This is a genomic window from Micromonospora sp. Llam0 (assembly GCF_003751085.1).
GTDB lineage: Bacteria > Actinomycetota > Actinomycetes > Mycobacteriales > Micromonosporaceae > Micromonospora_E.
In genome coordinates this window covers 4,259,186-4,275,884 of the sequence record NZ_RJJY01000001.1, presented here as the reverse complement: position 1 = coordinate 4,275,884, position 16,699 = coordinate 4,259,186, and the positions used below count along the sequence as shown (strand labels likewise).

Below are 16,699 nucleotides of genomic sequence, written 5' to 3'. Positions count from 1 at the left end.
GTCAGGACAGGACCGGCGCGCCGGCCACGTCGGCCAGCCACTCGGCCCGCAGGTTGTCGAGCGTGCCGTCCGCCCGCAACGCGTCGACCGCAGCGCTGACGCAGCTGGTCAACGCGGAGTCCTTGTCGAGCACCAGACCGAACTGCTCCGGCCGGCCGGACGGCTGCGCCAGCTGTCCGACGATCGTCGCATCGTCGATCTCGGCGGCGGTCACGTAGAACGCGGTCGGCAGGTCCAGCACCAGCGCGTCGATGCTGCCGTTGCGCAGCGCGGCCTTGGCGTCGTCGTTGTTGTTGAACACGGCCGGCTCGGCCGCCGGGACAACCACCTCGGTGATCGCCCGGAAGCTGGTCGTCCCGACCTGCGCGCCGAGTCGCACTTCACGCAGCTGCGCCAGGGTCGTCGCGGCGGCGGCCGGTGTCCCTTCCAGCGCGATCACCGCCTGGGTGACGTCGTAGTACGGGCTGGAGAAGTCGACTGCGGCCCGGCGCTGCTCGGTGATGGAGAACTGGTTGATGTCGAAGTCGAAGTCCTTCGGCCCGGGGGCGATGGCGTTGTTGAACGGCACCCGCACCCAGCTCACCTCGTCCGGTTCGTAGCCGAGCTGGTTGGCGACCGCGTACGCCACCGCGCTTTCGAAGCCGGCGCCGCTTTCCGGGGCGTCGTCGACGAACCACGGCGGGTACGCCGGCTGGTCGGTGCCGACGGTCAACGTCCCGGCGACGATGGTGCCCAACCGTTGCGGGCTGCACGCGTCCGGGGCCGGCGGGTCCACCGGCGGATCCTCCGACGAGACCTCGGGCTGCGGGGAGCAGCCGGCCAACGCGACGGTCATCACGACGGTCGTCGTCACGCTCACCAGGCCGATCCTCCGATGTGATCCGTGCATGACGACTCCTCGACGTCCAATGGGGTGCCGCGCCGGCGGTTACATTCGATCAGCCGCCGGCCCGACGATCAATGGTCGTCGCCCCGCGCCGGGTGGTACCGGGGTACCACCGGCGGAAGGCACCGCGCTCCGATGGCGGCGACCCCGGACAGCCGTAGCGTCAACTGCATGATCGAAGTGCACGAGCTGACCAAGATGTTCGGTGCCACGGCAGCGGTGGAGGGAGTCTCCTTCCGGCTCGACCCCGGCGTCGTCACCGGCTTCATCGGGCCGAACGGCGCCGGCAAGTCCACCACGATGCGGATGATGGTCGGCCTGGATCAGCCCACCTCCGGCCACTGCCACATCGGCGGCCGCCCCTACCGCGAACTCGACGCTCCGCTACGGATGGTCGGCGCGCACATCGACGCCGAGTCGATCTATCCTGCCCGCAGTGCCCGGAACCATCTGCGGGTGCTCGCCCACACCCACGGCATCCCCGACCGCCGCGTCGACGAGGTACTTGAACTGGTCGGGCTGGCGAACGTGGCGAACAAGCGGGTACGCGGCTTTTCCCTCGGCATGCGCCAGCGGCTCGGTCTCGCCTCGGCTCTGCTCGGCGACCCGGCCGCACTGCTGCTGGACGAGCCGGTCAACGGTCTCGACCCGGACGGCATCATCTGGATCCGGTCGCTGTTGCGGTCGTTGGCGGCCGAAGGACGGGCGGTCCTGGTATCCAGCCACCTGATGGGCGAGCTGGCGCAGACCGCGGACCGGCTGATCGTGCTCGGCCGCGGCCGGGTGCTCGCCGACGCCACCGTTGACGACCTGATCTCCCGGTACGCGACCCAGTCGACCAGAGTACGCACGGACCGCGCGGACGCCCTGGGGACCGTGCTGCGTACCAAGGGTGCGGCTGTCCTGCAGCGGCAGGAGGACACCCTGGAGATCACCGGGATGGCAGCGCGCGAGATCGCCATGCTGGCCAACCGTCACAACATCCTGCTGTACGAGAACACCACCGTCCCCGCCTCGCTGGAGGACGCCTACCTGGCCCTCACCCAGGGCCATGCCCGCCACGTCGCAGAGGGAGTATCGGCATGAACGACACCATCCGAACCGTTGCGCGGATCACCGGGAACTCGAATGTCCGGCTGAGCCTGCCACGTCTGGTCACTGCGGAGTGGACCAAGCTCCGTACTCTCCGGTCGGTGCTGGTCGCCGCAGCCTGCGCGGTCGGGCTGGGCCTGGCCGGCGGGCTTCTGCAGCTGCTCTCCTACGGACCGGCGAGTGAGATCGGGAGTCTGAACGCCTCGCAGGCCCTGACCGACTCGATGGGCATGGCCAGAGCCGGCCTGCAGATAGGTGTCGTGGTCCTCGCGGTCCTCGCGGTCGGCTCCGAGTACGCGACCGGCGCGATCCGGACCACCCTGATCGCCGCGCCCCGGCGGCTTGCCGTGATGGCCGCGAAGGCCGTCGTCGTCGCTGTCTCCGCGGCCCTGCTGGCGGCCATTGTGCTGGGCATTGTGTTCGTGGCCGCTGTCCCGCTGCTGCGCGGCGTCGGGCTTTCCGCGATACCGTTCGGACCCGGTGTCGCGGTGCTCGGTAAGGAAGTCGGATACTGCGTCATCGTGGCCCTGTTCGCCTTCGCCGTGACCCTCGCGTTCCGCAGCACCGCGCTCGGAGTCAGCCTCGCGCTGGGCGTCGTCCTGTTGTTGCCGATCATGCTGGCTCTGCTGAACGCCATGCTGCAGATCGACCTGACCGGCCTGGCGTTCCCGCGGGCGGCGTCGGCCGTGATGACCGACCCGATCTCCACCGAGCTGCTGGTCGTGCTGGCCTGGCTGGGCGTTCCCGCTGTGTTCGGCGGCGTTGCCCTGGTCCGCAGGGACGCCTGACGGTGTCCACCGTCTCCGAGGCAGCATCGCGCCCGCAGTCCCCGGCGGGCGCGATGCGCGCGTTCTGGGTACGCCACTCCTGGCTGGGGATCTGGCCCATCGTGCTGTTCTGTCTGGCGCTCGGCTTCGACACCGGTATCGGGTTCCGCCTGCCGCATACCTGGGACTGGTGGGCGATCGGCGTCAACACGGTGGTGGCCCTGTCGTTGCTGGCATGGCGGTCGCGGCCGTGGTGGGCGCTGCTGGTGGTGGCGGCGGGCGACCTGGTGAGCGACTCCGCCCAGCTGATTCCGTTCATGGTCGTGTCGTACTCACTCGCCGTCTACCGCTCGACCCGCGCCGGGATCGTCGGCGGGGTGGTCACCGTCGCGGTCATGGCCGGGGAGAACGTCGTGCGCAACGGGTACGCCGCGTTGCAGCCCGTCGCGCTTCCCCTGATCGCCGCCGCGGTGGGTTCGGTGCTGGTCGGAGTGAACGTCGCCACCCGCCGCCGCTACCTGCAGGCACTGCTCGACCGGGCGACCCGGCTCGCCCGGGAGAAGGAGCAGGAGGGTCAGCTGGCGGCGGGCCGGGAACGGGCTCGGATCGCCCGCGACATGCACGACATCGTCGCGCACAACCTCACCATGATGGTACGGCTGGCCGACGGTGCCACGGCCGTGGCCGACTCCGATCCACAGCGGTCGCGCGCTGCGGTGGATCGGCTCGCCAACCTCGGCCGGGAGGCGATGAAGGACATGCGCCGACTGCTCGGCGTCCTGCGCGACGGCGGCCTGGACACTCCGGGCGACCTGGAGACCCTGGTCGAGACGTTCCGGATCGCCGGCCTGCCGGTGACACTGCGCCGCCGGGGGGCCGATGTCGAGTCGGCCGGTCTGCAACGCGTGGTGTTCCGGGTGGTCCAGGAGTCGCTGACGAACGCTCTGCGGTACGCCGAGCAGCCGACCGAGGTCCGCGTCGACCTCGACTACTCCGCCGATCCGATCCGGGTCGAGATCATTGACGACGGTCGGGGCAGCGCCCCGGCGCCCTCGGTCGGCAGCGAGCAGGGGTTGATCGCCCTGACCGAGAGGGTCGCGCTCTACGGCGGTACGGTCGAGACCGGTCGCCAGCCGATCGGCTGGGCCGTGCGGGTCACCCTGCCCCACCCGAGCAAGGACACCGATGAGCAAGGACGCCGATGAGTGAGACGACGCTGCTGCTCGTGGACGATCAGGAGCTCGTGCGCGAGGGCATGGCGATGGTCCTCGGCGCGGCATCGGGCCTGCGCGTCGTCGGGGAGGCCGGCGACGGGCGGGCCGGCGCGCTGCTGGCCCGCGACCGGCGGCCGGATGTGGTGCTGATGGATGTGCGGATGCCGATCATGGACGGCATCGAAGCGACCTCGGACATCGTGACGCACTGCCCGGCGACCAAGGTTCTCATCCTGACCACGTTCGACCTCGACGAGTACGCGTTCAACGGGCTCCGCGCGGGCGCCAGCGGCTTCCTGCTCAAGGACGTGCCGTCGGCGGAGCTGGTCGCGGCGGTCCGAACGGTGGCCGCAGGCGAGGCGGTGGTCTCGCCCCGGATCACCCGCTCCCTGCTCGACCACTACCGGGACCCTCGCCGACCGGCGCCACAGCAGGCGCGACTACTCGACGAGCTGACTGGCCGGGAGCGGGAGGTCCTGGTGGCAATCGGCCGTGGCCTGTCGAATCCGGAGATCGCCGGCGAGCTGTTCCTGTCCGAGTCGACGGTCAAGACCCATGTGGGCCGGGTCCTGGCCAAGCTCGGGGCGCGTGACCGGGTGCACGCGGTGATCTGGGCGCATCGGCACGGCCTCGTCTGAGCCCGCCCAGCCCGCCGATCAGAGGGTTCTCACCGGTGCGGGTCGACCACCGGCAACCCGGCGGCCTGCCAGGCGGCGAATCCGCCGGTCAGGTCGGTGGCCCGGGGCAGGCCGATGTCCTGGAGCGAGGCGGCCGCCAACGAGGAGGCGTACCCCTCCTGACAGACGATGATCGGCCACAGTCGCGGGTCGTCGGCGAGGTCGATCCGGGCCGCGCTACGTGGGTCGAGCCGCCATTCCAGGACGTTGCGTTCGATCACGAACGCGTCGGGAATCTCCCCGAACTCCGCGCGTTGGGCGGCCGGCCGGATGTCGACCAGCACCGCCCGACCATCGCGCTGGGCGCGCTGGGCAGTGACCGGGTCGACTCGGTCCAACCGTTCGCGTACCTGGTCGAGTAGCCGGTCGATGCCGGGTTCCGGGGTCACCATGGCTCCTCCGTCGTTGAGTCTGTCCTTTTGACTTGTCCCAGCCGGCCGTCTATCAGGTCGGCGACGGCGGTGTCACCCAGATGCAGCGGGGCCGCCGCTATTCCCGCCGCGCGCGCCGCCGACCAGTACGCCGCCGCCAGCCCCGGATCCACCAGACCATGCACCAACGGCAGCTCCGGCCGGTCCGCCTGCAGCAGCGACTCCAGCTGACACGACGCCACCGTGTCCGGCAGCGCGCCGCGTGCCGCGTACCCGGCGACTGCCGCCGCCGGCAGCCCGGCGGGCAGGACCCGCCGCACCGGACCGCAGGAGAGCAGCCCGCCACCGACCACCAGCACGTCACCGTCGCGGCGCATCCGCCGCAGCGCGGCGGCGGTGTTCACGCAGTGTGGGAACGAGTCGTCGACCAGCACGGTACCCCGCCGCAGCCGGCCCACGTCGACGATCTCCGACGAGGCGCTCACCGCCGCGACGATGGTCGCCGCCGCGTACACCTGTGCCGCGGCCGTCGCGGCCTCGACTGTCGGTGTCGAGCCGGCCGGCGTCGGTGTCGAGTCGGCCGGCGTCGAATCGGCCCAGACCAGCTCACCCCGGTAGCCGAGCCGCCGCAACCGGTCCGGGTAGTCGGCCAGCCGTCGCCGACTGGCCGGCAGATCCGTCAACACGATCCGTGGCGGATGCGGCCCACCGTGACGCAGCAGCAGCTCCAGCGCGGACCGGCCGATCGACCCCAGACCGACGACGGCCAGCGGGCCGGCGGTCAGGTCGCGGCCGGCGGCGGCCAGCGCGGCGAGGGTGGTGAGCACCACCGAGGTGGCGGTCGCGGCGTGCCCGGTCGTCACCCGTACCGCCGGATCAACCCGCCGGACCACGTCGAAGCCGTAGCCGGTGACCGACGGCAGCATGCCGGCCAGCGACACGCACCGGGCACCCGCCTTGGCGGCGAGCGAGACCGCGTCAGCCGTCACCGGTGCCAGGCGGGGGCCGAGTTCGTCGGCGAACAGCGGCAGACAGACGAACCCGGAGCGGCCGAACGGCGTGACCAACTCCTCCAACAGGCGGGGCACCCCGGCCGGGAACAGCAGGTCGCGGATCTGTTCCCGGGGTAGTGCGGCCGCCGGCATCCCGGCCAACGCCGCCAGCTGCGTCGGTGCCGGCAGGTAGCCGACGATCGCCGCGTCCAGCACGGTGCCGCCAGCGGCGACCCGGCCGGTGCCGGTCTCCGCGGCGACCCGGCCGGTGCCCGCTGTCCCGGCGGAGACCAGGTCGGCTTCGACCGCAGCGACAAAACCGGCGAAGCGGTCGGCGTCCAGCGCCGCCGACGCGGCCCGTACGGCGACCCGCAGCCCGTCACCCACCGGCCGGACGGTCAGCAGGACGTCGGTGCCGACCGGCGGCGGCTCCAGCTCACTGTCGGTGTCGTCGGGTTCCAGGGACAGTCCGCCACTGGGGGCCGGGCCGAGCCCGGTGAAGTCCAGCGAGCTGAAAATGAACTGCGCCCCGGTCAGCAGCGCGGACGGGCCGCTATCGGTGCGGGCAGGCGCGCTGTCGGGGCCGTGCCGGCGGGCGGCGGCGACCTCGGCGGCCACCCGCGCCAGGTCGGCACCGAACCGGCCGTCACCCGACCTGCCGTCACCCGACCTGCCGTCACCCGACCTGCCGTCACCCGACCTGCCGTCACCCGACCTGCCGTCACCCGACCTGCCGTCACCCGACCTGCCGTCACCCGACCGGGCAGAGTCGGTGAGCCGCAGCGGCAGCAGCACCGCGCACGGGCCGAACAGCCGGTGCAGATCCGGCAGCGGATGGTCGCGGCCGGTCACGGTCAACCCGATCACCAGGTCACCCTGGCCGGTCAGCCGGGCCAACCCCCGGCGGTACGCGGTGAGCACCGGCGCGTACCCGGTGGTGCCCGCTGCTGCGGCCAGCCGGCGCAGCCCGGCGGTGACCATCCCGTCCAGGGTGAACCCACCGGTGCGGGCCCGGTCGTGACCCCCGGCGCCGTCGGCGACGGACGCACGCAGCGTCGGCGGCCGGTACGGCGGCCCGAACCGTTCCCGCCACCAGCGTCGCGCCGCCGGATCCGGCGTCTGCCGGCGCAGCCAGTCGACGTAGTCGCGGAACGTGGTCCGGGGCGGCGTCGCCCCGCCGGACGCCGGATCGTCGTACAGCGCCAGCAGCTCCTGGCCGAGCAGCGCGGCGCTGTAGCCGTCGCCGATCAGATGGTGCGCGTGCACCACCAGGACATGTTCGTCCGGGGCGACCGTCAGCACCAGCAACCGCAGCAACGGCCAGGCCCACGGCTCCACCGCCCGCCGCCGTTCCCACGCCATCAGGTCGGCGACCTGCTCAGCCGACTCGACGCTCTCGAACCGGACCGGCAGCCGCAGCGTCGGCGGCAACTCCTGCTGCGTCGGCGGTCGCGCACCGGCGGGAAACACCGTACGCAGCATCGGATGCCGGGCCACGGCGATGTCGACGGCTTGTTGGAACCGCCGCCGGTCCAGCCGACCGATCAGCCGCAGCCGGGCCAGCCAGGTCGAACTGCTGCCCGGCGCGGCCGCTTCGGCGAGCAGGAAACCGCGCTGCGCCGGGGCCAGCGGAAACGGCCGCGGATCGTATGCGTCGACCGGTGCCGCCCCGGATCCCGGTACCGCCGCCAGTGCCGGTGCCGCCTCGGCTCCCTGGTCCGGCGCTGGAACCGGCGCTGCCTCGGGCTTCGGCGTCGCATCCAGTACCGCCGCCAGCCCGGCCAGGGTCCGATGGTCGTAGATGGCGGCCGGGCCGGGCGCGGCCGGAAACCGCTCCCGCAGCCGGGCGAAAACCTCGATCGCCACGATCGAGTCGCCACCAATGGCGAAGAAGTCGTCGTCGCGGCGGACGGCGGTCACCCCGAGCACCGCCTGCCACACCTGCGCCACCTGCCGTTCGGTGCCGGTACGCGGCTCAGTGCCGGTACGCGGCTCAGTGCCGGTACGCGGCTCAGCGTCCGCCGCCGGCGGTGGCTCGTCGTCGACCGACGGTGAATCGTCGTCGAGCAGCCCGGCCAGCAGGTGCCGGTCCACTTTGCCGGTGGCGGTCAGCGGCAGCGCCCGTACCGGTCGGAACCGGGCCGGCACCCACTGCGGCGGCAGCCGGTCCGCGAGATGCCGGCGGAGCGCGGCGGCAGTCACCGCCTCGTCCGTCGCCGCGCCCTCCGACAGTTGCACGAACGCGACCATCCGGGGGTACGGCATCGCCTGGTACAGCACCGCCGTGCCGGTGACCGCCGGGTGGCTGCCCAACACCGCTTCGATCTCACCCGGCTCGATCCGGTGGCCGTGCAGCTTCACCTGATCGTCGAGCCGACCGAGGAACTCAAGGTCACCGGTGGGGCCGACGCGGGCCCGGTCGCCGCTGCGGTACCAGAGCCGGCCGTCGCGATGGGTGAACGCCGCCTCGGTCTGCTCCGGATCGTCCAGGTAGCCACTGGTCAACCCCGGTCCGCTGATCTGCAGCTCGCCGGCCTCGCCCGGCGGGCAGGGTCGCCCGGCTGCGTCGACGACGGCCAGGGTCGCACCGGCAACCGGCCGGCCGATCGGCACCCGCCGCAGGCCGTCGGCGGGTCGCCGGTCGATCAGGAACCAGGCGGCGTTGATGGTCGCCTCGGTCGGCCCGTACAGGTTGGTGATCCGGTGCCCGGGGCCGAACAGGCCGAACCAGCCGCGTACCTGCCCGGGAGGCAGCGCCTCGCCGCCGACGTGGATCCAGCGCAGCGCCGACAGGTCCGGTCGTCCGCCCGAGGCGGTACGCCGCTGCGCCGCCGCCAGCAGTTGACCCCACAGGGTCGGCACCGAACTCCAGACCGTGATCCGATCGTGTTCGACCCGGCTCAGCACCTCGTCGGGGTCGCGCAGCACCTGCGGGGCGAGTACGACGACCGTCGCCCCGACCAGCAGCGGTGCCAGCAGCTGCCGGACCGAGGCGTCGAAGCACAGCGACGACGTCTGCGCCAGCCGGTCACCGCTGTGGTAGCCGAACGTGTCGACCGCCCAGCGCAGGTAGTTCGCCATCGACCGGTGGCTGACCGGCACCCCTTTCGGCCGGCCGGTCGAACCGGAGGTAAAGATGACGTACGCCGTACCGTCCGGGTCGGCAGCGGCCGCGCCGTCTGCCGCCGGGTCGACAGTGGTTCCGTTGGCGATGATCGTCTCGATGTCGATCGTGGCCAGCCCGGCCTGCGCATCGGCCTGCGCGTTGGCCAGCGTCGTGGACTCGGTGTCGTGCAGCAGCACCTGTGTGCCGCTGCGCCGCAGCTGGTCGCGGTGGCGGGCCGCCGGGTGGGCGACGTCCAACGGCACCCAGCCGGCCCCGGCGCGCAGCACCCCGACGACGGCGGCGACCACGGCCGGGCCGCGCGCGGTGAGCAGCCCGACCAGGTCACCGGCCTGTACGCCGTGGTGGCGTAGCGCGGCGGCGACCCGGTCGGCGGCGGCGTCCAACTGCCCGTACGTCATCTGCAGCGGACCGGACTCGACGGCGACCGCGTCGGCGTGCCGGCGGCACACCTGCCCGATTCGCTCCACGACCGAGGGCGGCGCGCCCGCAACGGACTCCGCAGACGTCGATTCAGCCAACTTGGCCAGGTCAGCCAGTTCGGCGAGGAAATCGGTGGCCAGCCCGGCCACCGTCGACCGGTCCAGCAACGCCACCGGATGGTTCCAGGCGAACCGCAGCCGCTCGCCGTCGGGCCAGCAGAGCAGCCCCAGCCGGGTGCCGGCCGACGCGGTCCCGGCGGCGACCGGCGACACCCGTACCAGGCAGTCCGCATCCGCTGTGGCCGGGAAGCGGGCGAAGCTGAAACTGGCCGGGCTGGCGGTGACCGGCCGGCCGCCAACGCCGCCGTCGTCGACGCCAGATGGGTCGTCGGGTCGCGGCGTCGCCCGCGCCAGGTCGACCGCGTCGACCGTGCCGTGCCGCTGTGCGACCAGCCAGGCGGCCAGCACCCGGTACGCCAGGTCGACCGCCGGCTCGGCCGGATCGACGTCGACCGTCACCGGCAGGGTGTCGGCGAACGGCCCGACGACCCGGTCGACGCCGGGCAGCCGGGCGTCGCGGCCCGCGCGGGCCACCGACACGGTGACGGTGCGCTGGCCGCTCGTGCGAGCCAGGCACCGGGCGTACCCGGCGAGCAGCAGGTGGAACAGCGACACCTGCGCGGCGGCGGCCACCCGGGTCAACGCGGCCACCGTCGGCGGGTCGACGCTGACCTGATAGGCCGTGTACGGCGGTGCGGGCGGTGCGGCCGGTTCGCGCCACGGCAGCCGCAGCCCGGTCGGCCACGCCGTCAGGGTCTCCCGCCAGAAGGCCAGGTCCTCCGCAGACGCCGGCGCGGCGACGGCCAGCTGGTCGCGGAACGTCGTCGGCACCGGCGGCAACTGCGGTACGCGGCCGGCGGCCAGCGCCCCGTACACCTGCCACAGCTCCTCGCTGAGCACGCTGAGGCTGGCCCCGTCCCCGGCGGCGTGGTGCAGCACCAGCAGCAGCTGGGCGTCGGCGGGACCGGTCCGGATCAGGGCGGCCCGCAGCGGCGGCCGGCAGGTCAGGTCGATCGGCTCGTTGCACAGCCGTTCGGTCAGCGCGTCGACGTCACCGGCGTCGTCGCTGTCGTCGTGGACGGCACCGTCGTGGACGGCGTACCAGTCGGTCAGCGGCGTCGGCGGGCCGATCAGCTGGCAGGGCGGTGTCACGCCGTCGCCGTCGGTCCACCGCATCCGCAGCATCGGGTGCCGGTGCGTCAGGCGTTCCAGGGCCTGCCCGAGCAGGTCGGCGTCGAGCGGCCCGGTGACGGCGTGCCGGACGAACCCGTACGCGGCCACCTGCGGGTAGAGCCGGTGCAGGGTGTGGAACGCCCGCTGCACCCCGGACAACGCGAACGTCTCCGCGTCGCCGTCGGCCGCCGGCGTAACCGCAGGCGGCTGCGGTGCCGGATCCGCGAGCCGGTCGACGAGCGCGGCGATGGTGCCGTGCTCGAACAGCAGCATGGTCGGCAGCGACCGGCCGAGCTCGCCTTCGAGGGTCTTGACCAGGTCGATGGCGGTGAGCGAGTCCAGGCCGAGGGAGAGCAGCGGCGTGTCGTCGTCGATCCGCGCCGGGTCGCAGTCCAGCGCGTCGGTGAGCAGCCGCCGCAACACGTCCCTGATCTCACCCGAGGTGTTGACCTGCCGACCGGCCGCACCACTCGGCACCGCCTGCGGTTGCGGCAGGGCGTCCGCCGCAGGCACGCTCGCGGCGGTCAGCCGGGCGACGACCAGGTGGGCGGCGGGTCGGCGCAGCGCCGACCGCAGCGCCGGTAGGGCGTCGTCGAACGGCAGCGCCGGCAGGCCCCGGGCGGCCAGCCGCGCCGCGAGCGCCGGGTGGGCGGCCAGCCCCGCGTCGGCCAGGGCGGAGAACCCGACGGTACGCAGCGGCCGGCCGGCGGCCCGCTCGACAGCGGCGTACGTGTCCAGGAACGCGTTGGCGGCGGCGTAGTCGCCGACCGCCCCGGCGAGTCCGGGCAGCAGCGCGCTGACCGAGGTGAACGCCACCACGGTCGCCGGGCGGCGACTGTACCGGCGCAGCGTCCGGACCAGCAGGTGACCGCCGCGTACCTTCGGTGCCAGCACGGCCCGCAGCTGGGCCACGGACCTCGACCGCAGCGGGCCGGGTCGGACCACACCGGCGGCGTGGAACACCGAGGCGAGGCCGGGCAGCCCGGCGATCAGCGCGTCGACGTCGGCGGCGTCGGTGATGTCGCAGCGGCGGTAGTCGACCTGTGCGCCGAGGGCCCGCAGCCGGTCGACCAGCCCGTCCGGTGCGGCGGCGGCGCGGCCGGCCAGCACGATCCGGCGGTGTCCGCGCGCGGCCAGGTCCGCGGCGAGCGCGGCGCCGACGCCACCCGTGCCACCGACAATCAGCAGTACGCCGTCCGAGTCGACCGGTCCCGTCGGCTCCTCGCCGCTCGGCTTGCCGGCGGCGGGCTTGCCGGTGATCGGCGCGGCGGGGACGAGTCGCCGGCCCAGCCGCTGCCCGGCCCGCCACGCCACCAGCCGCGACTCCACCGCTGCCGGGACTGGTGATGCCCCCATGGTCGCCAGCTCGGCGACCAGGGCGTCCACCCGTGCCGGCACGTCGTCGACGTTCGACAGGTCCACCCCGGACACCACACTGTCGGGGTGTTCGTCGGCGAGCGCCGCCGACAGCCCGGTGACCAGGCTCTGCACCGGGTCCGGTCGTTCACCGGTCGCCCCGGTGCTGACCGCGTCATGGGTGACCATCAGCAGCCGGAACGCGCGCTCGGGCAGCGCGGCGACCAGCCCGGTCACGCCGTGCAGCGTGGCGTTGACGGCCGCGTCCAGCCCGGCCACGCCGCCGTTGACGTCGAATGGGTCGCCGCCGGCCAGGTAGGCGACGAGCTCGGCGTCACCGATCCCGGCGGCTCGCTCGATGCCGTTGGCGGCCAGCCGGTCGCGCAGCGCGTCCGCCAGCGGGTCGCCGGGCGCCGCACCCGGACCGGTCAGGTGCACCGACGCGGGGGCGAGCCCGGCCGGCGCCGGCAAGGGCGACCAGCGCACCTGATGGACCAGCTCGTCCCTTGCGGCCTCCGGCAGCCAGTGCTGGCGCCGCTGGAACGGGTAGGTCGGCACGGCGACCCGCCGACGACCGCCGGACATCCTGACTCGGTCCACGGCGACTCCGCGCTGCCACAGCGCCCCGGTCAGCCCGGTCAGCCCGCCGTCGTCGTCGGTCGGCGGCACCGACAGCACCTCGACCCGGTCGGCCGACTCCGGCGACGCGTCGCGTACGGCCAGGGTCAGCCGGTGCGGGTCGACGCCGAGCAGCACGTCGTAGCTCTGGTCGAGCAGCGCCCGCAGTTGGTCGGCGTCGTCACCGACGACAGCGTCGGGCACCACACCCCAGTCGGCGAGCCGCCGGCAGACCTCCGCCGCTGACGCGCCGTCGGGCGACACCACGGCGGTACGCGGCCGGCGTACCACCTCGGTGACCGGGCCGGACGCGGCGGCGGCCAGCGCGGCGGCGAGCCCGGCGGTGCTGTCGGCGACGACGGCGACCCGGTACGGCCGGTCGTCCCGGACGGTGTTCACGGTGGCGCAGAAGTCGCCGGGATCCAGGTCAGGGTAGGCGTCGAGGTGGGCGGCGAGGTCCCGCAGCGACTGCCGCAGCGCGGCCTCGGTCGCTGCCGAGCAGGTCACCAGGTACGGCGGCCCGGCGCTGGCCGCCTCGGCGGCCTGCTCCGCTCCCGAAGTGGCCTGCTCCGGTGCTGGTGCCGGATCGGCTTCCTGCAGGATCACGTGGGCGTTGGTGCCACCGAACCCGAACGCGTTCACCCCGGCCGTCAACGGGCCGTCGCCGACCCACTCCTGTGCGCCGGTCACCACCTCGAACCCGGCGCCGGCCAGGTCCAGCCGGGGTGACGGAGTCTCGACGTGCAGCGACGGCGGCAGTTGGCGGTGCCGCAGCGCCAGGATCACCTTGGCCAGGGCGGGCATCCCGGCGGCGTTGAGCAGGTGACCGAGGTTCGACTTGACCGAGCCGAGCAGCCGGGGCCGGCCGTCCGGGCGCGGCGGGAACGCGTACGCCAGCGACCGCACCTCGACCGGGTCGCCGAGTTCCGTACCCGTCCCATGGGCCTCTATGTAGGACACCGTGGCCGGGTCGACGCCGCTGTCCCGGTACGCCTGGGTGATCACTTCCCGTTGCCGCAACGGGTTCGGGGCCAGCAGACTCAACGAGCGGCCGTCGTTGTTGACGGCGGTCCCGCGTACCAGGGCAAGAAGCTCGTCCCCGGCGGCGCGGGCGTCGTCGGTGCGGGCCAGGACCAGCGCGGCCCCGCCCTCGCCGGGCACGAATCCGTCGGCGTCGGCGGCGAAGACCCGACACCGGCCGGTGGCCGACAGCGCCCCGGCGGCGTCGAGCAGCCGGTACCCGGTCGGCGTCAGGTTCAGGTTGACCCCGCCGACCACCGCCAGGTCACATTCGCGTTCGCGCAGGCTGCGGACCGCCAGGTGCAGCGCGACCAGCGCCGACGAGCAGGCGGTGTCGACCGCGAGCGCCGGCCCGGTCAGGTCGAGGGCCTGCGCGACGCGCGCCGGGATCAGGCTGCGCAGGTTGCCGACCAGCGCGGCCGGCTGCCCGCCAGCGTCCGGTCCGGTACGCAGCAGTTCGGCGTAGCCGCTCTCGCCGACCGCCGCGAACACCCCGACCCGGCGGCCGTGTCGACGCGGCCCGGCGTACCCGGCACGTTCCAACGCTTCGTGTGCCAGCTCCAGGAAGATCCGGGCGTGCGGGTCGGTGTGGTCGGCGTCGGTGTCGGACATGCCGAAGAAGTCGGCGTCGAAGCCGGCCGGGTCGTCAAGGAACGCCCCCCAGCGGGCGGTGCCGGTGTTGCCGTCCGGCCGCCACCGCTGCGCCGGGATCTCGCCGACACTGTCGCACCCGTCGAGCAGTTGCCGCCAGAACTCGTCAGGGCTGTCCGCAGCGGGAAACCGGCAGGCCAACCCAATGATCGCCACCCCGTCCGCCGGCCGGGCCGCCACCCCGTCCGCCGGCTGGGCCAGCTCTGCGTTTCCGTCTACCGGGGTGAGCAGATGGTCGGCCAGTGCCGCCACCGTCGCCCGTTCCCGCAGCTCAGCTGGGTCGAGTTCGCGGCCGAACGCGTCCTCCAGGCCGGCCAGCACCTCCATCGCCTGCAGCGACGAACCACCCAGCGTGCTGAACCGGTCGTGGACGCCGATGTCGTCGGCGGGCCGACGCAGCACCCGCGCCCACACCGCCCGCACGACCCGCTCCACCTCGTCGCGGCTCCCACCACCGGCCACAGTGCTCATCGGCGGTGCGATCGCCGGCGTCGGCGGAATCGCTGCCGCCCAGCGCTGCTCGACGGCGGCGAAGTCGCCGACGGCGTACCGCTGGCGCAGCCGGGGACGGCGCAGCTTGCCGCTGGTGGTGCGGGGGAACGCCCCGGCCGGCACCGGCAGCACCCGGACCTGGTCGTGGCCGGTCGCCGCCACGATCCGGGCCGCCACCCGCGCCAGCACCGCAGCGGCGTCGGCCGGCGGTCGGGCCCACTGCACGAACACCACGATCCGCTCGGCGCCACTGTCGTGGTCGGTGCAGCCGATCACCGCGACCCGCCCCGGCGGCAGTCCGGCCGTGCCGGCGACGACCTCCTCCAGGTCGGCGGCGTGGAAGGTACGGCCGTTGACGAAGACGACGTCCTTGACCCGGCCGGTCACGCAGAGCCGGCCGTCGCGCAAAAATCCCAGATCACCGGTACGCAGCCAACCGTCGACGAATACCTCGGCGGTGGCCGCCGGGTCACGGTGGTAGCCGGCGGCTACGTTCGGGCCGCGTACCTCGATCCGGCCGACCCGGCTGTCACCGAGGTCCCGGTCGGCTCCGTCGCCTCCGACGACGTTGCCGGCGTCGTCGACGATGCGTACCTGGCAGCCGGACACCGGCAGCCCGACATCCATGAACTCCACCGCGTCCGGGTCACCCGCGCCGACCGGCTGCACTGTGCCGGCGGCGAGCGCCGCCCGGTCCACCCGTACCGGTACGGCGGTTTCGCCCAGCGGCGGGACGGTGACGGCGAGCGTCGCCTCGGCCAGCCCGTACACCGGTTGCAGTGCGGCCGGGTCGAGTCCGGCGGGCCGGGTCCGTTCGACGAACGCCCGCCACACCACCGGCGAGATCGGCTCCGCGCCGACCATCATCAGCCGTACGGTGGCGAGGTCCAGCCCGGCCAGGGCGTCGGCCGGCACCCGCCGGACGGCCAGCGCCAGCGCGAAGTTGGCGGCCGACAGCAGGGTGGCCCGGTGCCGGTGCGCGGCACTGAACCACAGCAGCGGCCGTTTCGCGAAGGTCAGCGGGCCGATCCGGACCTGCCGCAGCCGGGCGGCCAGCGGCGCCAGGTGGGTGCCGATCAACCCCATGTCGTGGAAGTACGGCATCCAGCTGACCGAGGTGTCGTCGCTGGTCAGCGCGGCGGCCTGGCCGATCTGCCGCAGGTTGGCCAGCACGTTGCGGTGCCGCAGTTCGACGCCGCGCGGGGTGCCGGTGCTGCCGGAGGAGAACTGCAGGAACGCGAGATCGTCCGGGCTCGGGGTGGGCAGTCGGCGCGGGGCCCGCCCGTGCCGCAGCCGGTCGATGTGTAGCGCTGGTGCGCCGGCCTTTTGCGCGACCGGGGCGGAGGTGTCGTCGACGATCACGGGTACGCCGCCGAGCAGGTCGCGCACGCCGGCCACTCGGGTCGGTTCCGCCGGCAGCGGTACGGGCACCAGCCCGGCCGCCAGCGCGCCCCAGAACATCGGCTGGAAGTCGTCGCCGGCATCGGCCAGCAGGATCACCGGGGTGCCGGCCGCGATGCCGGCGTCACGCAGCCCACCGGCGACCCGCAGTGCGTCGTCGCGCAGTTGGCGGTGCGTGACGACGTGTTCGGTGCCGTCCCCGCGTACGTGCGTGATCGGCTGATCGGGGGCGGTGTCGGCGGCTGCGATCAGCACATCGAGCAGGTGTTTCTCGCCGTTCGGCCCGTCCGTGATCAGCACGGCCAGACCCTAGCCGAGCCGGCCCACACCCCACCTGGTCCGGCCAGCCGGAACGCGGCGAATCCCGGGTGTCGTGTGCCGGC

Annotated in this window: 7 protein-coding genes; 4 read left to right on the top strand and 3 right to left on the bottom strand. The window is 73.6% G+C overall.

The window, feature by feature from the left end:
- Position 1 precedes the first annotated feature (1 nt).
- Entirely contained in the window at positions 2–859 is an 858-nt protein-coding gene (locus EDC02_RS18650; RefSeq protein WP_233606001.1) for an ABC transporter substrate-binding protein, read from the bottom strand.
- A 198-nt stretch (positions 860–1,057) separates the two neighbouring features.
- Here EDC02_RS18650 and EDC02_RS18645 point away from each other — a divergent pair, with 198 nt between their 5' ends.
- Genes EDC02_RS18645 through EDC02_RS18630 form a run of 4 tightly spaced genes read left to right on the top strand, consistent with a single transcriptional unit; the run spans position 1,058 to position 4,597 of the window.
- Entirely contained in the window at positions 1,058–1,972 is a 915-nt protein-coding gene (locus EDC02_RS18645; protein WP_123604923.1) for an ABC transporter ATP-binding protein, read from the top strand.
- Positions 1,969–2,766 carry a hypothetical protein gene (locus tag EDC02_RS18640; RefSeq protein ID WP_123603070.1) on the top strand — a complete coding sequence of 266 codons (798 nt, stop codon included), beginning with the start codon at positions 1,969–1,971 and terminating at the stop codon, positions 2,764–2,766. The genes EDC02_RS18645 and EDC02_RS18640 overlap by 4 nt, the downstream gene beginning before the upstream one ends.
- A 2-nt stretch (positions 2,767–2,768) precedes the next feature.
- Positions 2,769–3,950, top strand: a complete 1,182-nt coding sequence (locus tag EDC02_RS18635) for a sensor histidine kinase (protein ID WP_123603069.1) — start codon at positions 2,769–2,771, stop codon at positions 3,948–3,950.
- Positions 3,947–4,597 carry a response regulator transcription factor gene (locus tag EDC02_RS18630; protein ID WP_123603068.1) on the top strand — a complete coding sequence of 217 codons (651 nt, stop codon included), beginning with the start codon at positions 3,947–3,949 and terminating at the stop codon, positions 4,595–4,597. Before EDC02_RS18635 ends, EDC02_RS18630 begins: the two co-directional genes overlap by 4 nt.
- 29 nt (positions 4,598–4,626) lie before the next feature.
- On the opposite strand, the gene EDC02_RS18625 is transcribed toward EDC02_RS18630, so the two are convergent.
- On the bottom strand, positions 4,627–5,028 hold the full coding sequence (locus EDC02_RS18625) for a rhodanese-like domain-containing protein (protein ID WP_123603067.1): 402 nt from the start codon (positions 5,026–5,028) through the stop codon (positions 4,627–4,629).
- Positions 5,022–16,616: a non-ribosomal peptide synthetase gene (locus tag EDC02_RS18620; RefSeq protein WP_123603066.1), complete on the bottom strand. Its 11,595-nt coding sequence runs from the start codon at positions 16,614–16,616 to the stop codon at positions 5,022–5,024. Before EDC02_RS18620 ends, EDC02_RS18625 begins: the two co-directional genes overlap by 7 nt.
- Between the last annotated feature and the right edge of the window lie 83 nt (positions 16,617–16,699).